18 protein-coding genes, 1 pseudogene and 1 riboswitch are annotated in these 21,325 nt (G+C 64.4%); of the genes and pseudogenes, 5 read left to right on the top strand and 14 right to left on the bottom strand.

Annotation, left to right across the window (positions count from 1 at the left end; genetic code table 11):
- Window positions 1–3: 3 nt before the first annotated feature.
- The 4 genes from NLM27_RS19650 to NLM27_RS19635 form a co-directional block, all read right to left on the bottom strand.
- Complete coding sequence (locus tag NLM27_RS19650; RefSeq protein WP_254144874.1) at window positions 4–411, bottom strand: GFA family protein; 408 nt, start codon at window positions 409–411, stop codon at window positions 4–6.
- 125 nt (window positions 412–536) lie between these two features.
- Complete coding sequence (arsC, locus tag NLM27_RS19645) at window positions 537–938, bottom strand: arsenate reductase (glutaredoxin) (protein ID WP_254144873.1); 402 nt, start codon at window positions 936–938, stop codon at window positions 537–539.
- The gene (locus NLM27_RS19640; protein WP_254148874.1) at window positions 935–1,636 is read right to left on the bottom strand and encodes an MIP/aquaporin family protein; all 702 of its coding nucleotides are present in this window, start codon (window positions 1,634–1,636) and stop codon (window positions 935–937) included. The genes arsC and NLM27_RS19640 overlap by 4 nt, the downstream gene beginning before the upstream one ends.
- A gap of 4 nt (window positions 1,637–1,640) precedes the next feature.
- The gene (locus NLM27_RS19635) at window positions 1,641–2,003 is read right to left on the bottom strand and encodes a helix-turn-helix transcriptional regulator (protein WP_254144872.1); all 363 of its coding nucleotides are present in this window, start codon (window positions 2,001–2,003) and stop codon (window positions 1,641–1,643) included.
- 109 nt (window positions 2,004–2,112) lie between these two features.
- Here NLM27_RS19635 and NLM27_RS19630 point away from each other — a divergent pair, with 109 nt between their 5' ends.
- The 3 genes and pseudogenes from NLM27_RS19630 to NLM27_RS19620 all read left to right on the top strand — a co-directional run.
- Window positions 2,113–2,430, top strand: a complete 318-nt coding sequence (locus NLM27_RS19630; RefSeq protein ID WP_254144871.1) for a helix-turn-helix transcriptional regulator — start codon at window positions 2,113–2,115, stop codon at window positions 2,428–2,430.
- A gap of 48 nt (window positions 2,431–2,478) precedes the next feature.
- The gene (locus NLM27_RS19625) at window positions 2,479–3,846 is read left to right on the top strand and encodes an NAD(P)-binding domain-containing protein (protein WP_254144870.1); all 1,368 of its coding nucleotides are present in this window, start codon (window positions 2,479–2,481) and stop codon (window positions 3,844–3,846) included.
- Between the two features lie 116 nt (window positions 3,847–3,962).
- Window positions 3,963–4,372, top strand: a pseudogene (locus NLM27_RS19620) (hypothetical protein); the annotation flags it as partial.
- 42 nt (window positions 4,373–4,414) lie between these two features.
- Here NLM27_RS19620 and NLM27_RS19615 read toward each other — a convergent pair.
- The 7 genes from NLM27_RS19615 to NLM27_RS19585 form a co-directional block, all read right to left on the bottom strand.
- Entirely contained in the window at window positions 4,415–4,828 is a 414-nt protein-coding gene (locus NLM27_RS19615; RefSeq protein WP_254144868.1) for an MAPEG family protein, read from the bottom strand.
- A 46-nt stretch (window positions 4,829–4,874) separates the two neighbouring features.
- Window positions 4,875–5,357, bottom strand: a complete 483-nt coding sequence (locus tag NLM27_RS19610) for an SRPBCC family protein (protein ID WP_254144867.1) — start codon at window positions 5,355–5,357, stop codon at window positions 4,875–4,877.
- Window positions 5,354–5,671, bottom strand: coding sequence for a helix-turn-helix transcriptional regulator (locus NLM27_RS19605; RefSeq protein ID WP_254144866.1), 318 nt, complete (start codon window positions 5,669–5,671; stop codon window positions 5,354–5,356). The genes NLM27_RS19610 and NLM27_RS19605 overlap by 4 nt, the downstream gene beginning before the upstream one ends.
- 296 nt (window positions 5,672–5,967) lie before the next feature.
- Window positions 5,968–8,253: a TonB-dependent receptor domain-containing protein gene (locus tag NLM27_RS19600; RefSeq protein ID WP_254144865.1), complete on the bottom strand. Its 2,286-nt coding sequence runs from the start codon at window positions 8,251–8,253 to the stop codon at window positions 5,968–5,970.
- 314 nt (window positions 8,254–8,567) lie between these two features.
- Window positions 8,568–8,777: riboswitch (cobalamin riboswitch) on the bottom strand.
- A 361-nt stretch (window positions 8,778–9,138) separates the two neighbouring features.
- Window positions 9,139–9,723: a DUF1254 domain-containing protein gene (locus tag NLM27_RS19595; protein ID WP_254144864.1), complete on the bottom strand. Its 585-nt coding sequence runs from the start codon at window positions 9,721–9,723 to the stop codon at window positions 9,139–9,141.
- Complete coding sequence (locus NLM27_RS19590; RefSeq protein WP_254144863.1) at window positions 9,720–10,298, bottom strand: DUF1214 domain-containing protein; 579 nt, start codon at window positions 10,296–10,298, stop codon at window positions 9,720–9,722. The genes NLM27_RS19595 and NLM27_RS19590 overlap by 4 nt, the downstream gene beginning before the upstream one ends.
- A 9-nt stretch (window positions 10,299–10,307) precedes the next feature.
- Complete coding sequence (locus tag NLM27_RS19585; protein WP_254144862.1) at window positions 10,308–12,596, bottom strand: transglycosylase domain-containing protein; 2,289 nt, start codon at window positions 12,594–12,596, stop codon at window positions 10,308–10,310.
- A 296-nt stretch (window positions 12,597–12,892) separates the two neighbouring features.
- Here NLM27_RS19585 and NLM27_RS19580 point away from each other — a divergent pair, with 296 nt between their 5' ends.
- Together NLM27_RS19580 and NLM27_RS19575 are read left to right on the top strand one after the other, a co-directional pair.
- Window positions 12,893–13,408 carry a YcgN family cysteine cluster protein gene (locus tag NLM27_RS19580; RefSeq protein ID WP_254144861.1) on the top strand — a complete coding sequence of 172 codons (516 nt, stop codon included), beginning with the start codon at window positions 12,893–12,895 and terminating at the stop codon, window positions 13,406–13,408.
- Window positions 13,409–13,564: 156 nt separating this feature from the next.
- On the top strand, window positions 13,565–15,148 hold the full coding sequence (locus NLM27_RS19575; protein ID WP_254144860.1) for an MDR family MFS transporter: 1,584 nt from the start codon (window positions 13,565–13,567) through the stop codon (window positions 15,146–15,148).
- A 63-nt stretch (window positions 15,149–15,211) separates the two neighbouring features.
- Here NLM27_RS19575 and NLM27_RS19570 read toward each other — a convergent pair whose 3' ends face one another.
- The 3 genes from NLM27_RS19570 to NLM27_RS19560 form a co-directional block, all read right to left on the bottom strand.
- Window positions 15,212–16,855, bottom strand: a complete 1,644-nt coding sequence (locus NLM27_RS19570; protein WP_254148873.1) for an alpha/beta-hydrolase family protein — start codon at window positions 16,853–16,855, stop codon at window positions 15,212–15,214.
- Window positions 16,856–16,933: 78 nt separating this feature from the next.
- Window positions 16,934–19,441, bottom strand: a complete 2,508-nt coding sequence (locus NLM27_RS19565) for a GAF domain-containing protein (protein WP_254144859.1) — start codon at window positions 19,439–19,441, stop codon at window positions 16,934–16,936.
- Window positions 19,442–19,553: 112 nt separating this feature from the next.
- A complete protein-coding gene (locus NLM27_RS19560) occupies window positions 19,554–21,242 on the bottom strand; it encodes a thiamine pyrophosphate-requiring protein (protein ID WP_309144799.1) in 1,689 nt (562 codons plus the stop codon).
- Window positions 21,243–21,325 lie beyond the last annotated feature (83 nt).

The following is a 21,325-nucleotide window of genomic DNA, read 5'->3' as shown; positions in this document are numbered from 1 at the left end:
CTGCTACGGCTGCGGAGGATAGCGGTCGAACGCCGGCAGTTCGTGCGCGTGCTCCATCCAGCGAAGACGCTCGGCGACCTGGATGTGCATCGTCGCCGGCACGGCATCCGGATCATCGTAAGTCGCGCTCTGGATGTCGATGACCCCTGGCAGCATGCTGGCATTGACGTAGAACAGGCCGGTTCCGCAATCGGCGCAAAAATGCCGCCGGCCATGTTCCGAGGAACTGTAGACCTTGGGCTCGCCCTTGGTCACCTTGAGGGCACTGTCCGCATACATCGTCCAGCTGACCACCGGCGCGCCGGCGTGACGTCTGCAATCGCGGCAATGGCACAGCGCGTGCACGATCGTCTCGCCCTCGACCTCATAACGGATTGCGCCGCAGTGACAACCGCCGGTGATGGTGCTCATGCGTCCCTCCCGATTGAAGCAGCTTCGGTGTTTCGATAGCTTTTGAGACTTGCTGCTTCAACGGCGCAATCGATTTGCGATTGCGTCCTACTGTCGCGTGACAGCTGCTGCCATCGCGGCCGCGCCTATCGCGCTTCCACCACCTCGCCGTCCTCCTTCACGAAGCGGCCGACCGGGTGATCCAGGAGATCTATCACGGCTTCCGAGGGGCGGCACAGGCGTGTGCCCTTTCGAGTCACCACGATCGGACGGTTGATCAGGATGGGATGCGCGAGCATCTGGTCGATCAGCTCGTCATCGGACCATTTGGGATCATCGAGACCGAGCTCGCGAAAGGGCGTGCCTTTCTCCCGCAGCAGCGCGCGCGCTGACGTCCCCATGGCCTCGATGAGCTCGACCAGCTTTTGGCGGGATGGCGGCGTCTTCAGATATTCGATGACGTCAGGCTCGACGCCGCTCTGCCGGATCATCGCGAGCGTGTTGCGCGAGGTGCCGCAGGCCGGGTTGTGATAGATCGTGACGCTCATCGAGGTGTCTCCGCAATTGGAACAGGGCCGCGCACATGTGGCTGTCCGAGCAGCCAGTTCATCAGCAGCATGCCGGCGAACGCACCGCAGAGTTCTGCGACGATGAATCCAGGCAGGTCGACGGGGCGAATGCCGGCGAACGTGTTCGTCAGCGATCTTGCAATGGCCACCGCCGGGTTGGCAAACGACGTGGACGCCGTGAACCAATAGGCTGCCGTGATGTAGAGGCCCACCAGCCAGGGAACCGCCGTCCGCTGAAAGCGGATGCCGGCCAGGATCGTCGCGACCAGCCCGAAGGCCGCGACGGCTTCGGCGAACCATTGCGGTCCTCCGGTTCGGACCTTGGTCGAGAGGTCGAGCAGGGGCAGTCCGAACATCAGATGCGCCGCCAGCGTTCCCGCGATGCCGCCGGCGATCTGCACGATCACGTAGAGCGCGGCCTCGTTCACCGGCAATTCGCGCTTGCCGGTGAAGACGAGGGTGACAGCCGGATTGAAGTGGGCGCCGGAGATCGGACCGAGCACCGTGATCAGGACGACCAGGATGGCTCCGGTCGGCAAGGTGTTGCAGAGCAGCGCAAGCGCCACATCCTTGGTCAGGGTTTCCGCCATGATTCCGGACCCGACCACGGTGGCGACGAGAATGCCCGTGCCGAGCGCTTCGGCCGCGAGGCGGCGCGAAAGGTCGAAGGCGTGCATTCGATCAGGCACGGCTTCGCTCCCTTCGTTTTGGCGCGCAGCAGGACCGCAGCGTCTCGACGACGGGATCGCAAACCTCCGGCCGTCCTCCACAGCAATCGCGCAGAAGGAAAACGGCGACGTCGCGAAATTCGCCGAGATTGGCGCGGTAGATGATCGAGCGGCTGTGCCGTTCGGACGACACGAGACGCGCGCGGCTCAGGATCGCCAGATGCGCAGAGAGCGTGTTCTGGGGGACTTCCAACAGCCGGGCGAGATCGCCCGCCGCAAGACCCTCGGGCTCGTGCCTGACCAGCGCCTGGAATGCCTCAAGGCGGGTCGATTGCGACAGCGCTGCAAGCGCCAGGACGGCTTCCTCAATTTCCATATATCTAGATTTATGGAATTATCGGAAGGGTGTCAATCCGCGATGCGATATTTCGAATATTCTAGAAATATAGTTTGACATTGGTCCGTCATGGGCACAGGTTGCGATCATGAAGATCGACGACGCAGCAGCACGCCTGGAAGCCTTGGGCAACCGGACTCGGCTCCAAATTTATCGGGCTCTCGTTCGGGCCGGGCACGCGGGCATGCCCGTCGGCCGCCTGCAGGAGAAGCTGAAGATCCCGGCGTCGACGCTGTCCCACCACATCAAGAGCCTGGTGTCGGTCGGGCTCGTCAGTCAGGTGCGCGAATCCACCACTCTGATGTGTCACGCGAACTACGACACGATGCGAGGCCTGCTCGATTTCATGGCGGCAGAGTGTTGTGCCGACGAGGCCGAATGCAAGGGCAGGCAAACGGCGGCCTGATTTTTTTTGCCGATTTGTTCCATGATTCTAGAAAGATAGGATGATGCAATGAACGATAAGACGGTTGCAATCATCGGGGCAGGGCCCGTCGGTCTCGCGGCGGCCGCGCACGTGCTCGAACGCGGCATGTCTCCCATCGTGCTGGAGGCCGGACCCGAGGCCGCCCACGCGGTCCGTCAGTGGCAGCACGTGCGGCTCTTCTCGCCGTGGGAATACAATGTCGACAAGGCGGCAGCGCGGCTGCTCGCACCCACCGGGTGGAATTCGCCGGATCCAAACGCCTATCCTACCGGCGGCGAGCTGATCGAGCACTACCTCGAGCCGCTCGCAACGCGAACGCCGCTGCGTGAGGCGATCCGGACCGCGAGCCGCGTCACGGCCATCAGCCGTATCGGCCTCGACAAGGCGAAGACGAAGGGGCGGGAGCAGGCGCCATTCGAAATCCGCTATCAGAACGGCAAGGGCCCGGAGGTGCTGCGCGCCGATGCCGTCATCGACGTCTCGGGCACGTGGTTCTCGCCCAATCCCGCCGGCAGCAACGGCTTGCCCGCAATCGGCGAACGCGAGCGCGCGGTCCGCATCGCCTATGGCATGCCGGATGTGCGGGGCACGGCCCGCGCCAGATATGCCGGGAAGTCCGTTGCTGTTCTCGGCGCCGGCCATTCCGCCGTGGGCACACTGATCGATCTCGTGCAGCTTGCGGGCGAGGCGCCGGGTACGAAGCCGGTCTGGCTGTTGCGCGGCACTGAATCCGCAAAAGCCTTTGGCGGCGGCGGCAATGACAAGCTGGCCGCACGCGGCGAGCTTGGCTCGGCCTTCGCCGCGCTCGTGGCTGCCGGCAAGATCGCGGTCGAGGCCGGCTTTGGCGTCACGCACGTCTCGAACGCGGAAGGCCGTCTCAGGATTTCGGCAGGCGCCTGCTGCTGCGGCGCGCGCAGCGTGATCGCGGACGAGCTGATCGTCGCGACCGGTTTCCGTCCCGATCTCTCCTTCCTGTCCGAGCTGCGGCTGCGGCTCGACCCCGCCATCGAGGCGCCGGCCGCGCTGGCGCCGCTCATCGATCCCAACGAGCATAGCTGTGGCACGGTGCGTCCCCACGGCGCGCGCGAGCTTGCGCATGATGAGCCGGGCTTCTACTTGGCCGGCATGAAATCCTACGGTCGTGCGCCGACCTTCCTGATGATGACGGGCTATGAGCAGGTGCGCTCGATTGTCGCCGACATCGCGGGCGACAAGGCCGGTGCGGCACGGGTCGAGCTCGTGCTGCCGGAGACCGGCGTCTGCACGCGGGGTGGCGTGGAGTCGGCCGGCGCTGCGGGATGTTGCGGCGGCCCTGCGAAGGAAGACGTCTCGGCCTGTTGCGCCGCCGACGAAACAGCCAAGAAGGCAGGCGCTTCGGGATGCGGCTGTTCGTGAGGCAAATGTCGGCGGGCGGACCACAGATCCATCCACCGTCGTCGTCGCGGACGACATCGAAGTCACTCCTGAGAGAAGGAGAAAATTCGTAGGCTGAGCGGGTGGCCGCTGCGGTGATGTGCATCGGCCAGATCGGCAATCCGCCACCGCACGTGACACTCTCGGCGAACTTGGCCCAGCACCTGATGCCGGCGTGGAATCTGTCCACTGCCGAAGGCGGCTTGATGGCGAGCGGCGATGCCTTCGGCTACATGCTCGCGGTGCCCGTGCTGACGACGCTGACCGATCGTATCGACGCCCGGCTCGTACTCCTGGGCGGCTCGGTCGTCAGCGGACTTGCGACCCTGGCATTCGGCCTCTTCGCGCAAGGATTATCATCGAGCGGCGGCGGCCCGCTCCGAAATCGGGACGCCTCCTGAATTTCGCACCCGTTTTCGCCAATCGCGATGCGCTCGGCTACATTCTCGGCTATGGCGCGCACTGCTTCGAGCTCTACGGCATCCGCACCTGGTTGGTCGGATTCTTCTGAAGTCTGAACGATCGCCTTGTGCTGATGGGTGGAGGTACCTCACCAGATGGCCGCCACCATCGTCGTGATAATAAGGGCGATCGTCACGAACGCTCCGGCAACATAGAGGATGGTTCTGATGCTGCCACCCTTGGCAGCTTTGCCGCCACGCAAATAGACCGCAACGTGGATCAGGCGGATCGCGACATAGACCCATACGAGCGTTGCAAGCGTAGCAGGCCTCACGCGCACCATCATCGCCAGCACAGCGGGGACAACGAACGGCGTCAACGCCTCTACCGCGTTCATGTGGACGCGATCGATGCGGTAAAGCAGGTTGTTGTCATCTGCCGGCAGGACAGGTCCGGAGAGGGCTCCCGCCCGACCCTTGGACGACCCTGAATGCACCGCAAGCACGATGGATATGAGGCAAAGGAGAAGCACCCCTGCAATGCTGAACGAGTAAGCAGCCATACGGACCTCCGCCATCAATGATCACGTCGCATTGGACAAGCGAGCGTCAGGCCTCGCACGCCATGCGCTCGGCAAACCGCCGAAGGTAGAGCGGCCAGCCCTGATCGCTTCCAACGCCTGCATGCTCGGCTTCCCAGCCTTCGCCATGCCGTTCGAGGTGGCGGTGTTCCAGCTCCAATCTGGTCCGGCCTGGCGTCTCGGCGATGAACCGCACCTCCCATTCACTGGTCTTGTCGGGATCGGTCTCGATTTGCCAGCGCGGGCTGATGTCCCAGCTAAGCACGCGATGGGGCGGTTCAAAGGCCAGCACACGCGCCCAGCGGCATTCGCTGCCGTCAATACCTCGATCATAGATGTGTCCGCCCACGTGAGGTTCGAACACGGTCTCTGCGATGGGAACAGCGAGCAGATTGTGCTCGCGCGGCTTGAAGCTTCCGAAGTCTTCGGTGAAGACCTTGAACGCGCGCTCGATGGGCGCCTCGACGACGATAGACTGTTTGATAGGCGCAGCCGATATACGTGCGTTCATTGCTGGTTCTCCCGTGGTTTTTCTACGGCTTCTTTGTAAGCTGCCAGCGTGTGGCTCCAGAATCTGTCGAGCCACGCGCGCATCTGGCCGAGCCCTGCTGGATCAATGTGATAGACGTTGCTGGCACCCTTCGGCTCAGCACGAACCAGGCGGGATTCGCGCAGAACCTTGAGATGCTGTGATACGGCCGATTGTGAGACGGTCAGCTCGCGCGTGATTTCAACGACTGTGCGAGGCCGGGCGCCCACCAGTTCGAATATCTGCCTGCGAGTAGGATCGCCGAGAGCAGCCAGTTGCGCGCTGTCTTTAGCCATAGCTACCCCGCGCGGCGCCGGTCATGCCTGCGGGTCCTCCAGTAGCAAGAGAGATAATTAGTTGTAGCTTATGATTAGTGTAAACTAATTATCGAGTCAATCGGTGCCGAGCGACAAAATAGTAGTCTCATTTTGGCTTCGAACGAGACGCGATCCGCCAGGCAGAGATGCAGTCTGGCGTGTCTGTGTCGGTCACTCGCTCATATCGGGTGCGCGGCGCCGGCGGGCCATCGCTCAAAGGCGAGGATCCCGCATGAAGATCGGATCGCGCGCGCCTTGCCGGCTGCGCGCTACCACTACCACTTGAACGACGCTGCCACCTCGTAGCTGCGGGGCGCACCGAGAATGATCTGGTCGGTGTATCCGGGATCGCCCCACGCCGCGTAGAGCTTGTTGGTCAGGTTTCTCACGCGGAAACTGATCCGCGTCTTCTCGACACCCGTGAAATATGACTTTGGAATGTCGACGAACGCAAACGCATCGAAGGTCGTGTAGGCATTCATGACAACCAGATTGTCCTGGTAGTTGAAGCGGTCGCCGACATGGCGCATGGACGCACCGATCTCCACCGGTAAGGCCGTCTCGAAGCGGTAGGACGCACCGGCATTGGCGACGAAGTTCGGAACATTGGGCGGCGTATTGCCGGAGTAGGACTGGAACACTCCGTTGCCGTCGACGTAACTGAAGTCGACGAAGCGCGACTGCACGAAGGCGACATTGCCCCACAGCTTCAGCCCGCCGAACGGATTGGTCGCTGCGGCGAGCTCGATGCCCTTGGAGGCGATCTTGCCGGCGACGTTGAAGACGATGCCGCTTTCGGGGACGTAGACGTTCTTGCGCTCGATATCGAACGCGGACGCGGTGAACTCGGTGCGCTTGTCAGCCGACTGCACTTTCACGCCGGTCTCGTAGGTTCGCGACGTCGTCAGCAGCAACGGCACCTGTGGCGCGAGGATGAAGATGTTGGCGACCGTCGGGTCGGCCGCCGTCGCATACTGGCTGTAAAGCATGACGCCCGGGGTAACCTCCCAGGTGTAGCCGACGCGGCCGGTGACGGGATTGAACACTTTCGAGAACGGATAGCCGCGGTCGGTGCGCAGCACGCCGTCGGGGGAGTAGCGCGTGCGGTCTAGCTTGATGTCCTCGAAGCGAATGCCGCCGATAAGCGCGAAGGTCGATGTCAGCTTGAGCCGGTCCTCGAACGACAGCGAGGCGGTGTTGACGCGGGTGTAGATCTTCTCGTCGCTTCGTGGACCATAAAGACCGCGGTCCGGATTAAGCAAATCGACGTAATCGCTGAAGAACAGCGTGTCCTGCGAGACGTTGAACTGGTTGTTGCTCGCGGCCACGGTTGCGACGAAACGATTGTCCATGCCGCCGATATCGGAATTGATAGTCAGGTCGGTGATGTTGCCGTAGAGCCGCTGTGCGTGATCCAGCGCTAGGCGCTCACGATAAATGCTCTGCGCGCCGGCAAAATTGCCGACGGTCTGGTCGAACGACGTGATCTCGTTGTTGAACCAGTGCCGATGGGCGTCATAGCCGTAAACCTGGCTCTTCAGCGAGACGTTGTTGGTGATGTCCCATTGAAAGCCTGACCGCAGCCAGAGCTCGCCCGCTCCGCTACGATTGTCGAGCACGTTGTAATTCGTCGTCAGCGTGCGCGCGTCGATGGTGGGCGTAACAGGCGTGCCGCCGCCGAGGTAGTAATTGCTCCAGGTCCCGGAGACGATCCCCGATGTCGGCACAACGCCCGGCGCGTTCGCCGGCACGATCGGCGTTCCCCAGTAGAAACGGTCCTTGTCCTGCCTGTACTCGGCCGCGCCCCAGACCTTCAGGCTGTCGTTGACGCGATAGTTCAACTGCCCGGAGACATTGCTCAGCTTCGAATAGGCATCGTCGATGAAGCTCTTGTCGTTGAAATGGCTGATGTCGAAGCGATAATCGAGTCCGTTGATCAGCGTGCTGCCGCCGGAGCCGTAGCCGGCGCGGTAGCCGTTGAAGGAATCGTAGGAGGTGAAGGCGTCGTTGACGATCGGGCCAGTGTGCGGCGCCTTGGTGACATAGTTGATTGCGCCGCCGGTCGCGCCGAGGCCCGCCACCAGCGAGTCCGGCCCTTTGATGATCTCGACCTGCTGGAGGCCTGCCACATCCATGGGGCGGCCGGTCATGGTCGAGGGCCCGATCGGGATGCCGTTGTAGAGCGTGCTGAGCTGGTCACCGGAAAAGCCGCGCATCGAGAAGATCGCGGGCGCGCCGGGCGCATCGCCGCCGGTGACGCCGACCGCAGCCTTGGCGACCTCGGTCGTGGTCCTGATGCCCTGATCCTGCATCGTCTGCTGGCTGATGACCTCGACGGTCGCGGGCATTTCCCGCGCCGTGATCCCGAGCCGAGAGCCGACATCGGTAACGGCGGCCGTGTTGAGCGGCGTCTGCACCGGGCCGCTTGACGGCTGCGCCGCCGGAGCCGCGACCACTGCACCACTACGGTTACGCGCCGGGACGCGTCGCGCGGTCCGCGACCATTGATTGCCAGGGCTGACGGCGGGAGCCGGCTTGGACATGGCCGGTGAGACGATCACCGGTCCGACCTCCTGGGAGGCACCGGGAGCCGCAGTCTGTGCCGTCGCCACTGAGGACAGCGATGTCGAAAGAGCTAAGGCGAGCAGGGCAGGTGTAGCGCCCCGAATTTGGCCTGCGAAGCCCTGAGAGATACCGATACGAACACGCGAAAACTCCGGCGCAATGCCAGAAACGAAATGATATTGCACGACAATGCTCTGCGGCGACGCAAACAAACTGTCACCGCGGTTGCCTTTGTCATCTGCCTTCGCCCTAGGCGGCAGATGCGCTGGCTACTCCTCCGACATCGGGGCACCCCGCCCAATGCGTTCGCGCGTGACTCATGGCTGGCAGCAGGTTTCCTGGCTCGCGGGTCATCGCCTTCGACCGCCTTCCCAGAGGCCCAATTCGGGGCTCCAGTGGTTCGTTTGGCCGTCGGCTATCCGCCTACAGTTGCGGGGGCAGCCGCGGAATTGCCCGCCGTAACGGACGCACCGCATTCCCTTGGATTGTCCTCGCGGACACTACCGATCACGAAACTGGCATCTGGCACTATACGCGTCAACATTCGCGCGGAGACTTTAGCCGGCGGGTCGTCTGATGGCGGCACTGTGTTGCAGTTTTGCTCGACCCGCACGGGCCGACGTAGAAATCCGTGTCTCACTTCAAACGAATCGTTGACACCACCATGAAAACACCCGCGGCGGACGGCTTCCCGCGCGGGTGTGACAAACTCTCGATGATGCCAATATGCCGGTGTTTTGCCCGACGTGTCAAAGGGGCGAAGGCGCGCGGCCCGGCTGCTTCTGATCGTCAACCGAAGAGCGCAATGATTTCAACGCCCTCGCTACTGTGCATGGGGTTGTTTTTCATGTTTTTGTTGTTGCGCCGCCGAAGCGGCCTGCTCAGCGGCGGCCGCGCGGCGCTTCGGCCTTGGCGGGCGCTTCGGTCTGCGGCGCGCAGGTTGCGGCTTGAAGCGTGGCCTGGGCCTGCGGCATGAGGCCCGGCTCGGCGGCGAGCGCCTTCATCACGATCAGGCCCGTCGTGCTTGGGGAATCGATGATCAGCCGGTCGGCCGCGGTGACCTCTTCGTCCTCGGGCAGCTCGTTGTGCTGCGCTTCCGTCATCAGGTCGAGCTCGATCACCTTGCGGCCCGCCGAGCGGTCGTTGATGGCGTAATAGGCGATCTCGTTGCGGGTGTAGAACGACACCGAGGTGTAGGCCTGGCTGACGGGCACCGTGAGCTTGAGCGGCCCGCCCGTGAGGTCGTAGCGGCAGATCGCGAGCGCAAAGGCCGGGTCCATGAACGGCATCGGTGAGGTCTGCGGATCGGCGAGGGGAAGCTGGGTGACGCCGTTGAGCTTCGTCATCGGCGTCAGCCGCGAATAGGCATCCTGCGTCGCGATCCGTGGCAGCGCCAGCACGCTGACGAGATGGACCACGAGGCCCAGAACGATGCCGGCGACGATGGTGAACAGCAGGCGGATCATGAGCAGCCCACCGTGCTGATGGTGGGCATCGGCGCATCGCGCTGGGTACGCGTGGCGACCCCGACCGGGGTGTCGTAGAGGCGCAGCATCAGGGCGTAGCGCTCGATGCCGCCGGTCGGCAGCCAGTTGCCGGCGCGCGAGCGCGAGGCGATGCGGATCTCGAACGAGCCGTCGGATTGCCGCACGATCTCCTGGCTGGTGAAGCCGTAGCGCTGCAGCGAGTTGGCGACGAGGTGGCCCTTGCGGTCGTAGAGCGTCAGCGTCCAGAACCGCGCCGGCGGCGTCACGCCGGAGACGATCACGTCGCAGCGGCCGTCGAGCGCCTTCTTCTTGTCGTCGGCCGTCGCGGTGAAGGCGACGCCGTCGCCGGTGCCGATCGGCAGCTCGCCGTTGCGCACGATGGTGGCGCGCGAATAGGGATCGACGTCGGCGGTGCCGGTGCGCGGCCGCGCGGTCCAGGCGCCGATGGTCAGCGTGCCGATCTCGGTGCCGCGCGTCGTCGTCATCCAGGTCGCGCCGACGCCGACCACGCTCGCGAGCAGAAGGGCCGTCAATGTGATCAGGATCAGCCGCACGGGTTTCGATCAGTTCTTGCGCGGGGCGGAGGCGTTGGCGTTCTCTTCCGCATAATTCTGCGGGAAGGCGAGCGCACTCGTTGACGAGGACGGCTTGGCCGGGTTGATGTCGGCGGCCGACGATTTGTTCGCAGTCTTGGCCGCATCATCCAGCAGCTTCTCGACGCGCACCAGGATGTCGGCGCCGCGCTTGGTCAGCACGGGCGGCGGACCGGGCTTGGTCTCCGGCACCTTCGGCGCCGCATTGGCCTGCGTGTTGCCGACATGCTGCGGCGGCAGCTTCTGGCCCATGCCGATGCCGGGGATTTCCCGGACCTCGACGCCCTGATGCGCCGCGAGCATGATGTCGTGCCAGGTCTGCGCCGGCAGTGAGCCGCCGGTCATGCGGTTGGTCGGCGAGTAGTCGTCGTTGCCGTACCAGACCGCGCAGGTGAAATTGCCGGTGTAGCCGACGAACCAGGCGTCGCGATACGCATTGGTGGTGCCGGTCTTGCCCGCGGTCGGAATGCCGTCGAGGGCAGCGCGGCGCGCGGTGCCTTCGCTGACGACGTGGCTCATCATGCCCGCCATGTCGGCGGCCACAGAGGCGGGGATCGCCTGCCGCGGTTTCGGGCCGTCGCGGTCCCAGCGCCAGACCAGGTCGCCGGCGCCGGTGCGCACCTCCAGCACGGAATGCGGCGTCACCGCCTTGCCGCGGTTCGGGAACGTCGCATAGGCGACCGCGTGCTCGAGCACGGTGACTTCGTCAGAGCCGATCGGCAGCGACGGCGTATCAGGCAGCGGCGCCTTGAGGCCGAAGCGGCGCGCGACCTCGACGATCTTGGCGCGGCCGATCTTGGCCGGGTTCGGCGCCTTCGGCTGCTCCTTCTGGCCGATCGCGATCGACAGCTTCACCGGCACGACGTTGATCGAGCGCGTGATCGCCTGCGTCAGCGTCACCGAGCCGGAATAGGAATGGCCATAATTCTGCGGGCACCAATTGCCGATGCAGACCGGGCCGTCGACCACGATCGAGTTCGGCGTGAAGCCGTTCAGAAGCGCGGTCGTATAGACGTAAGGCTTGAACGAGGAGCCGGGCTGGCGGTAGGCGTCGGTGGCGCGGTTGAACTGGCTGGCGCCGTAGTCGCGGCCGCCGACCATGGCACGGATGCCGCCGTCGAGATCGGAGACCACGGTTGCGGCCTGCGTCGCGTGATAGTCGCGGCCGAACTGGCGCAGCTGGTTCTCGATCGCGTCTTCTGCCGCCTTCTGCACATTGGCGTCCATGGCGAGGCGGACCACGAAGACGCGCTCGGTGTAGGACTTCGGGAAGGTGTCGACCAGCTTGCGCATCTCGTCGAAGGCGTAGTCGAGATAATAGTTCGGCGACGCCTCGTCGCGGCGGTCGACCGCGAAGGCCGGGTTGCGGCGGGCGCCGAACACCTGGCCCTCGGTCATGAAGCCGGCATCGACGAGGTTGTCGAGCACGACGTTGGCGCGGGCGCGGGCGGCGGGCAGGTTGATGTGGGGGGCGTATTTGGTCGGGGCCTTGAACAGGCCGGCGAGCATCGCTGCTTCCGCCAAGGTGACGTCGCGTGCCGACTTGTTGAAGTAGAAATGCGCCGCGCCGTCGACGCCGAAGGTGCCGCCACCCATATAGGCGCGGTCGAGGTAGAGCTTGAGGATCTCGTTCTTGGTCAGACGCCATTCCAGCCAGATCGCGAGGAAGGCTTCGTTGACCTTGCGCTCGATGGTGCGCTCGTTGCTCAGGAACAGGTTCTTGGCGAGCTGCTGCGTGATCGACGAGCCGCCCTGGCGGACGCCGCCGGCCTGGGCGTTGGTGACGAGCGCGCGCGCCGTGCCGGCGATGTCGATGCCGAAATGGTCGTAAAAGCGGCGGTCCTCGGTCGCCAGCGTCGCCTTGATCAGCACATCAGGAAAATCTTCCAGCGGGATCGAGTCGTTGTGCTTGATGCCGCGGCTGCCGATCGGGTTGCCGTAGCGGTCGAGGAAGGTCACGGCGAGATCGGACTTCTTCAGCCAGTCCTCGTCCGCGGTCTCGCGGAAGGCGGGGATGGCGAGCGTGAGCATCACGACCAGGCCGCCAAGGCCGAGGGTTGCGGCTTCCGACAGCGGCTCGATGAACACCCAGCGCTTCCAGCGTCCGACATAGAACCGGTCCATGAAGGTAGAGTAGCGCTCGTAGAGCTCGCGGATGCCCTTGGCCGAGGAGAACAGCGAGGAGTCGATGCGCGCATCGAGATCCAGGAGGAAATTCCGGATCTTCTGCTTCCAATGCGGTGGTATGATCTGGCGCACCTGGAACCCTTGCGGCTTGCTTCGAAAGCGTTCAAGCACCCGGCCGGGGCGGCATCGAGACGTCTTGCGGGAATGTTACGGCAAACCCAAGGCGCCCGGTTCGCGTCCTTTGGGGACTCTGTGTTCCTTCTAGCCGAGCAGGGCCTATAAACCAATGGTCACGCTCGCGATTTTGAACAACAGGCCTAATTGACCCCGGGTCATTACGGGCCTTGTGCGGGGTGTTGCTTGCACCGTCACGGCCACCCGCCCTAGATGGCATTTGCCGTAGCTCTTTCGAACTCGTGTTGAGGCGCATGACCGCAGCTCCCAAACGACCTTCAGGCCAGGAGGGATTCTTCTGGAAAACCAAGACGTTGGAAGAGATGTCTGGGCCGGAATGGGAAAGCCTGTGCGACGGCTGCGGGCGCTGCTGCCTGAACAAGCTCGAGGACGAGGACACCGGCGAGATCTATTTCACTCATATCGGCTGCAAACTTCTCGATGGTGCGAGCTGCGCCTGCAAGGACTACCCGAATCGCTCCGACAAGGTTCCGGACTGCGTCCGGCTGACCCCTGCCAATGTCCGCACCTTGAACTGGCTGCCGCCGAGCTGCGGCTACAAGCTCGTCGCCGAGGGGCGCGATCTCTATTGGTGGCATCCGCTGGTCTCCGGTGATCCCAATACCGTGCACGAGGCGGGCGTCTCCGTGCGTGGCCGGGTCGAGGGCAGCGAGGAGGAGATCCCGGACGAGGAGCTTGAGGATCACATCGTGCAATGGCCGGCGACCTTGCCGAAACGGGCCCGCCTGAAGCGACGTCCGAAGGACTGATCCGCCGCACCGCTCTTGATCAATTGTTCGGGATGACCCCGCGGTGGGATGCACCCATGCGCCGCGGTGCCTGCCTGGGAAGAACTTTCCTCTCTACATTGTCTGCATAGAACGAATCCTTCGCGGCGTTGCGCCGCTTCACGGCTTCCGATCGAGATGAACAAGTTCGAACGGCGGAGCACTGCCGACGTCCAGGCATTGCCCGACGATATCGCCGAAGAGCTGTCCCGCCTTCCTTCCGAGGTCTTGAGCGTCGATGACGCGCCCTCGCTCGCGCCGCCGGTGCCGCTGTCGCAGGACGAGGTCCGTACCATCGTCATCAGCTTGATGCTGACGATGTTCCTGGCCGCCCTCGACCAGACCATCGTGGCGACTGCGCTGCCGACGATCGGGCGCCAGTTCCAGGATGTCTCGAGCCTGTCCTGGGTCATCACCGCCTATCTGCTCGCTTCGACCGCCGTCGCGCCGGTGTTCGGCACGCTCAGCGACATCTACGGCCGCAAGGCCATGATCATCACCTCGCTCAGCCTGTTCGTCGTGGGCTCGGTGCTGTGCGCCATCGCGCCGAACTTGCCGATGCTGATTCTGGCGCGCGGCCTTCAGGGCCTCGGCGGCGGCGGCATCATGCCTGTGGTGCAGACCGTGATCTCCGACGTCGTCTCACCCCGCGAGCGCGGCCAATACCAGGCCTATTTCTCCAGCGTCTGGATGGTCGGCGGCATTTTAGGTCCGGTCATCGGCGGCGTGTTCGCCGAGCACCTGCACTGGTCGATGATCTTCTGGATCAATCTGCCTCTCGCGGCCGCCGCGATCGCGCTGCTGCTGCCGAAGATGAAGAAGATTCCGGTGTTCCACCGCAAGCGCAAGGTCGACTGGCTCGGCGGCGTGTTGCTGATGGCCTCCGCCGTTGTCTTCATGCTGGTGCTGACCTGGGGGGGCACGCGCTATCCGTGGCTGTCGCCGACCGTGCTGGCGATGCTCGGCGGAGCGGTCGCGCTCGTGGTCAGCTTCGTCTGGCATGCGCGGCGGTCGGACGAGCCGTTCCTGCCGCTTCCGCTGCTGGGCGGAAGCGTCGTGCCGTTCGGGCTGATGGCCGGCGGTTGTGCGCTCGGCGCGATCACCGGCCTCACGGTTCAGCTCCCGCTCTATTATGAATCCGTCTATCACCTCAGCGCCAGCGAGGCGGGGCTTGCCCTCATCCCGCTCGCGGCGGTCTCGACCTGCGGTGCGGCCATCGCCGGTCGTACGATGGCGCGGGCCAAGCATTACAAGCGCGTCGCCATCATCGGCACGTCCTGGGCGGCGCTGTGTGGCCTCGGCCTCACGCTGACGACGCTGCCGCTATGGGGCTTGCTGACACTGATGGCCGCGTTTGCGCTCGGCCTCGGCACCACCTTTCCGGTCTGCGTGGTCTCGGTGCAGAATTCGGTCGCGCGTCCGCAGGTCGGCACCATCACTGGTGCGTTGAACTTCTTCCGCTCGCTGATGTCGTCCTTCACGGTCGCGGCGTTCGCGGCCATCCTGCTGATCGCGCTCGGTGCCGACATTCCGCTCGCCGGCGAGCATCATGTCGCGGGCAGCATCCCTGCGATTCCCGCCGAGGACATGCGGCACGCGTTCCGCTACGTGTTCGGCGCCGCCACCGCGCTGATGACGGGCGCTGCGCTCTGCCTGATCGCGATGGAGGAGCGGCCGCTGGCTGGCCCCTCCACGTCGCAGCCGGTGGAGATGGCGGAGTAGGGGCTCTGATTATTTGAGCCTGATCTTTTCGGAAAACCGCTGCGCACTTTTCCGGATCATGCTTTAGCCCCCGCGGTCGGGATCGTCGTCTGCATTGCCTGCGCCCGTCTTCCGCGCTTTCGCCGCGAGCTGTTGTTTCAGCCGCGCGAGCGCTTCGGCAGGCCAATCACGGACATCTGTCACCGCGACCCAGGCATCGACGTAATGCTCGGGCGCGTAGACATGGCCGAAGCCCATCGGGGTATGGGTCGCGACCGCCATGTCGAGGGCGAGCTGCAGCATGGTGACGATTGGATACCATCGCAGCTCCGGTGACACGTCCGGTCCGCGCGGTGCCGCCATCCAGGCGGGCGCCTGATAGGCATCGCGGTAGGCGAAGAACGTGATCGCATCACTGGCATATTGCAGATAGACGACGCGCATCGGGCCCCAGGGCGCATCCGGCGGCACGGTCGATCCGTCCTGGTTCATGAAGCGGACGAAGCGGCTGTCGCGGAATTCCGGCAGCCAGGCCGGCGTGTCCGGATTGCGGCTTTCGGTGATCGAGCGCCAGATGCGGCTTTCGAACGGCGCCCCGCTCCACAGCGCGCCGGCGATGGGATCGCCGATCGTCTCGAACAGCTCCGCGGATTTTTCCGAGTTCATGGCGCCGAGGCTGAGCCCGTGCAAATACAGCTTCGGCCGCTTATCCTTCGGCAGCGTCGTCCAGTAACCGTAGATTTCCGCAAACAGCGCACGCGCCGCCTCTGCGCCGTACTCGGGTTGAAACAGCAGCGACAGCGGGCTGTTGAGATAGGAGTATTGCATCGCGACGCTCGCGACATCGCCATGATGAAGATATTCGACCGTATCCATCGCGGCAGGGTCGATCCAGCCGGTACCGGTCGGCGTGACGACGATGAGTGTGCCCCGTTCAAAACCGTGTTGGCGCTTCAGCTCTTCGAGCGCAAGCTTGGCGCGTGCCTGCGCCGTGTCGCGGCTGCCGAGCCCCACATAGACGCGCACCGGGTCCTGCGCGGGCCGTTCCGTGATGGCGCTGATCTCGGCCGCGGTCGGGCCGGAGGCAATGAACCGGCGCCCCATGCGCCCGAGCTCCTTCCACTTCACCAGCGATGCCGGGCTTCCCGTCCGATCGGAGGCGGTCGGCTGCGGCCGTTCGGGCTCTAGCAGAACATCGAGTTCGCGGAAGGAGGAGTCGAGCGCGTTGAATGCCATGCGGACCAGGACATTGCTGGCGATCGACCAGAACAGCAGGCCCGCGACGATCACGCCGATGACGTTTGCGACCTTCCGCGGAATGACGCGCCTCGTGCGCGCAGCGAGGAAGCGGGCGACAAGTTCGAACAGTCGCCCCAGCACCAGCAGCACTGCGAATGTGATCAGGGCGATCGCGCAGACCTTGAGCGGATGCGCGGTCTCGACCGGGGCCATCTTCATCACAGCGCGGATCGAGTTCTGCCAATCGGTGGTGCGCCACAGAAAGCCGATGACAACGAGCAAGCAGACGGCCGCGACAAGCGCATTCGCAATCGATCTCGCGCGCGCCGAAGGCTCGGGCAATTCGAGATAGTGCCACAGCCGCCGCCACAGGATTCCGGCGAAATAGCCGATCGCAAGGCAACCGCCGGCGAGGACGCCTTGCGTGAGATAGCTCCGCGGGATCAGCGTCGGCGTCAGCGCGGCCGCGAAGAACAGCGCGCCCAGCATGAGGCCGACGCCGGATAGCGAGAGGAGTTGTCGCCGAATGAACCACGCGAGACTCTTCAAGGCACCCTCCGGCTGACGCTATCCCTTGTTGCTCTCCGCAAAGCTGCTCTTCCGCGGCAGCCGGATCGTGAACTCGGTGAACTCACCGGCCTTCGTCGCGACGTCGATCGTGCCGCCGTGCTGCTTCACGACGATGTCATGGCTCATCGACAGCCCCAGGCCGGTGCCTTCACCGGCCGGCTTGGTGGTGAAGAACGGATTGAACATCTTCTCTCTGATGCCCTCGGCAATGCCGGTGCCGTTGTCGCGGATGCGGATCTCGATACTGTCGCCGCGGTCGCACGTTGCCGCAAGCAGCACCGGCTCGTAGTCGGCGGCGCCGTCGGCCTTGCGCTTGGCGACCGCATGGAAGCCGTTCGAGATCAGGTTCAGCAGCACCCGGGTGATCTCCTGCGAAAACACTTCGGCTTGCCCCGCTGCCGGATCGAGCTCGCGCTTCAGCGTCACGTCGAACCCCGGCTTCTCGGCGCGTGCGCCGTGATAGGCGAGGTTGAGGCTCTCCTCGACCAGCGCGTTGATGTCGCTCAACCCGTGCTCGCCGCCGCCTTCGCGCGAATGCAGCAGCATGTTCTTGACGATGGAATCGGCGCGCCGGCCGTGCTGCACGACCTTTTGCAGATTGTCCTTCAGAAGTCCCGTCAGCTCGTCGACCTCGCTGCGGAGCTCGTCTGCGAGCGTAACGGGCGCGAGCACCTCGTTCAGCTCGTCCGTCAGCTCGGCGGAGAGCGAAGCAAAATTATTGACGAAGTTGAGCGGGTTCTTGATCTCATGGGCGATGCCGGCGGTGAGCTGGCCGAGCGACGCAAGCTTCTCGGTCTGGATCAGCCGATCTTGCGCGGCGCGCAGATCGTTGAGCGATTTGGCGAGCTCCTGTGTGCGGTCCTGCACCTCGTTGAACAGGCGCGTGTTCTCGACCGCGATCACGGCCTGGTCGGCAAAGGTCTTGAGCAGGTTGATCGCCTTGTCGGGGAAATGACCGGGCTCCGGCCGCGTGACGGCAATGGTGCCGATCGCAACGCCGTCGCGCAGCATCGGCACCACGAGGATGCTGCGATAGCCTCGTGTCCGCGCCAGCTCCTTCATGGCCTCGGTGAGGTCAGGTTCGTTCTGCATGTCGCTGCGGAAGGCATATTCCCCGCTCGTCGCGACCCGGCTGTGAATGCCTGACGACGACAGCGGCGTCGGAAAGGAACTGAGCAGATCCGCGTTGCCGGCTTCATTGTCGGTGGTGAAGGCGGCCAGATGCAGCACGCCGTCGATGACGCGGGTGACGGTGGAGGAGTGTCCGCCGACCAGCGCCTTGGCGCTGTCGGAGATGGCCTGGAACACCGGCGTGACATCGGCAGGCGAGGCCGCGATCACCTTGAGGATGTCGGCGGTCGCGGTTTGTCGTTCCAGCGCCTCCCTTGTGGCGTTGAACAGGCTGACATTCTTGATCGCGATCACCGCCTGGTCGGCAAAGGTCTGTAGCAGCCGCACGTGATGTTCGGCGAAGTGGCCGGTTGCCCGGCGCGTGGCGATGATGATGCCGATGGCTTCGCCTTCGCTCATCAAGGGCGTGAACAGCATGCTGCGATAGCCGCGGGCGCGCGCGATATCGCGCGCCGCCGGCTCGAGCTCGGTGTCTGGCAATTGCGCCGCGGCGCCATTGGCCACAAGCGGGTAGGGCGGAAACTGTGCGAACGGCACCGGGAACGAAGCCTGGAGCACGTGATCGCCGGCCGGATCGGTCGGCGTGAATGCCGCAAGGTGCGCGGCGCCGTCGATATAGCGCAGCACTGCGGTGGAGAAGCCGCCGATCAGCCGGTTGGCGTTGGTGGCGATGGCCTCGAACACCGGCTGCACGTCGGCCGGCGAGGCCGCCATCACCTTCAGGATGTCCGCCGTGGCGGTCTGGCGCTCCAGTGTCTCTTTCGTCTCGTTGAACAGGCGCGCGTTCTCGATGGCGATCACGGCCTGGTCGGCAAAGGTCTGGAGCAGCTGCACGAGGTCGGGCGCGAACGCGCCGGTCTCGGCGCGCGTGACGCTGATCATGCCGACCGGCGTGCCCCGGTTCATCAGCGGCATGAACAGCACGCTGCGGAAGCCGCGCAGCCGCGCCAGCTTCCGGTTCAGCTCGGGAACGTCGGCGGCCTCGCTGTCGGGAAACTGGATCGTCTCGCCGTCGCGCACGAGGGCAAAGGTCGGGAAGTCGGCGATCTTGCGCGGGAACGACGCCTTCAGCCCTTCATCCGCCTCCGGGCTGGTCGGCGTAAACGCCACGAGATGCAGCTCGTCGCCGATGAATTGAAGCACGGTGGCGGAGAAGCCGCCGAGCAGGCGCTTTGAGCTGGACGCGATCGCCGCGAAGACCGGCCGCGCATCGGAGGGCGAGGCCGCGATGGTGCGCAAAATCTCGGCGCTGGCGCTCTGGCGGTCGCGCGCAATCGCAAGCTCGCCGCGCAGCTGCGCATTCTCGGCTGCGGCCGACTGCAATTGCCGCTTGAGCTCGTCGATCCCGGCGATGTCATTGATAGGGGGGGTCATTCGCAATCCGGCTTGATGCCGCGACGTGCGCGGCACCAAGGCGGATTATCACATCTCCTGCGGCAGGAGCCAGCGCCCGAGGCGCAGCGTTGCCGCCGAAACTCGACCCGTATCACGTGCCGGGCCGCGACACCTCGGTCTCCTTGCTGGTGATGAATTCCAGCAGCACCGGAATCCCTTCCTGCGTCTTCTGGATGCCGCGCTTGATCGCAGGGATGATGTCCTCAGGCCGCGTCACCCGCTCGCCATAACCGCCGAAGGCGCGCGCCATCGCGGCGTAGTCGCCGGAGATGTCGGTCGAGCGATATTTTTCGGTCGAGACCGGCATCACCTTCAATTCGATCGCCATCGAGAAATTGTTGAGCAGGATCGACATGATCGGGATGCGCTCGCGCACCGCGGTCTCGAAATCCATGCCGGTGAAACCAATGGCCGCATCACCCCAGACATTGATGCAGAGCTTGTCCGGCTTTGCCAGCTTGGCGCCCATGGCGAGCCCAAGGCCATAGCCGAGCTGCGTCGTCTTGCCCCAGCCGAGATAGGTGAGGGGCTCGACCGATTTCCAGAACGGCGAGAGCTGGTCGCGCGGGCTGCCGGCATCATGCGTGATGATGGTGTTCTTGATGTCGACGGTGTGTTGCAAGTCCCAGAGCACGCGATAAGGGCTCAAGGGAGCATCATTGCTGGTGAGTTTCGGCATCCATTTCCCCAGCCACTCCTTGTGCGAGGCCGCGATCTCGGCTGCGACGGCGGACGCATCACGATCGGACGTGACGGCCTTGCCGATCTCCTCCAGCAGCGCATCGAGCACCAGGCCGGCATCGCCGACGAGGCCGATCGTCGCTTCCACATCCTTGTTGAGATGATTGGGGTCGAGCGTGGAATGGATGACGGTCTTGCCCTTCGGCATCGCGATGCCGAAATTGGTCTCGGTGAAGGAGCAGCCGATGCCGAAGATGACGTCGGCCTCCGCGAGGAATTTCGGCACGGCGCGCGGCACCGCGAGCCCGCCGGAGCCGAGCGAGAGCGGATGCGTTTCCGGAAACGACGATTTGCCCCCTAAGCTGGTGGTGACGGGGATCGCCAGCCGCTCGGCCAGCCGTTTCAGTTGTGGCCACGCCTGCGCGTAATGCACGCCCTGGCCGGCATAGATCACCGCCCGTTTTGCATTTACGAGCAGGCTGGCTGCTTCCTTGACGTGAACAGGGTCGGCGCCGTAGCGCGTGCGCAGCACCGGCGTGTAGTTCAGCGGTTCCGGCACCTCCTCGTTCCACATGTCAGAGGGGATCTCGACGATGACAGGTCCGCCGCGACCGTTCTTGAGTTTCGTGAAGGCGCGGCGGAAGATGTTGGCGACTTCTGCCGCGAGAATGATCGGTTCGGAGGATTTCGCGAACGGCTTCATCGCCTCGCTGGAATTGAAGTTCGGCTCGATATGCGCAAGCCTGCGCTGATATCCCATCGGCAGCACCAGCACGGGCACGGATTCGCCAAAGCACTGTGCGACGCCGCCCATCGCATTCTCCGCGCCGGGCCCATGCTGCATGCAGAACGCGCCGATGCTGCGGCCCGACGTCACCCGCGAGATCGCATCCGCCATGTGGATGCCGACGCGCTCCTGCCGCACCATCACCGGCCGGATCTCCGCCATCGCCGCATGCTCGATCAAATGGTTGACGGGATAACCGCAGAGGATCTCGATCCCCTCACGCCTCATGATTTCCGCAATGGCGGTGCCGAGCTTCATGGCGTCTCTCTCCCTGGCAGGCCGGTTGGTCCCGGCTGGTTGGGGAGAGAGGATCAGGAAATACGGGGGCGGTAAAGCGCGGAGGGGCGACAGTCAGCTATGCAGCAAGCTGTCGTAGTCCGGATGGCGCGTAAGCC

The organism is Bradyrhizobium sp. CCGB12 (assembly GCF_024199845.1).
In the GTDB taxonomy this organism is placed as follows: Bacteria; Pseudomonadota; Alphaproteobacteria; order Rhizobiales; family Xanthobacteraceae; genus Bradyrhizobium.
This window is presented reverse-complemented; position numbering and strand designations above follow the sequence as displayed.

Coding starts and splice junctions, on each gene's coding strand:
- NLM27_RS19575 (WP_254144860.1), top strand. CDS start 13,565: ATGAACAAGTTCGAACGGCGGAGCACTGCCGACGTCCAGGCATTGCCC.
- NLM27_RS19630 (WP_254144871.1), top strand. CDS start 2,113: ATGAAGATCGACGACGCAGCAGCACGCCTGGAAGCCTTGGGCAACCGG.
- NLM27_RS19570 (WP_254148873.1), bottom strand. CDS start 16,855: ATGCTGGGCGCGCTGTTCTTCGCGGCCGCGCTGACGCCGACGCTGATC.
- NLM27_RS19565 (WP_254144859.1), bottom strand. CDS start 19,441: ATGACCCCCCCTATCAATGACATCGCCGGGATCGACGAGCTCAAGCGG.
- NLM27_RS19595 (WP_254144864.1), bottom strand. CDS start 9,723: ATGATCCGCCTGCTGTTCACCATCGTCGCCGGCATCGTTCTGGGCCTC.
- NLM27_RS19610 (WP_254144867.1), bottom strand. CDS start 5,357: ATGAACGCACGTATATCGGCTGCGCCTATCAAACAGTCTATCGTCGTC.
- NLM27_RS19650 (WP_254144874.1), bottom strand. CDS start 411: ATGAGCACCATCACCGGCGGTTGTCACTGCGGCGCAATCCGTTATGAG.
- NLM27_RS19635 (WP_254144872.1), bottom strand. CDS start 2,003: ATGGAAATTGAGGAAGCCGTCCTGGCGCTTGCAGCGCTGTCGCAATCG.
- NLM27_RS19605 (WP_254144866.1), bottom strand. CDS start 5,671: ATGGCTAAAGACAGCGCGCAACTGGCTGCTCTCGGCGATCCTACTCGC.
- arsC (WP_254144873.1), bottom strand. CDS start 938: ATGAGCGTCACGATCTATCACAACCCGGCCTGCGGCACCTCGCGCAAC.
- NLM27_RS19615 (WP_254144868.1), bottom strand. CDS start 4,828: ATGGCTGCTTACTCGTTCAGCATTGCAGGGGTGCTTCTCCTTTGCCTC.
- NLM27_RS19625 (WP_254144870.1), top strand. CDS start 2,479: ATGAACGATAAGACGGTTGCAATCATCGGGGCAGGGCCCGTCGGTCTC.
- NLM27_RS19580 (WP_254144861.1), top strand. CDS start 12,893: ATGACCGCAGCTCCCAAACGACCTTCAGGCCAGGAGGGATTCTTCTGG.
- NLM27_RS19640 (WP_254148874.1), bottom strand. CDS start 1,636: ATGCACGCCTTCGACCTTTCGCGCCGCCTCGCGGCCGAAGCGCTCGGC.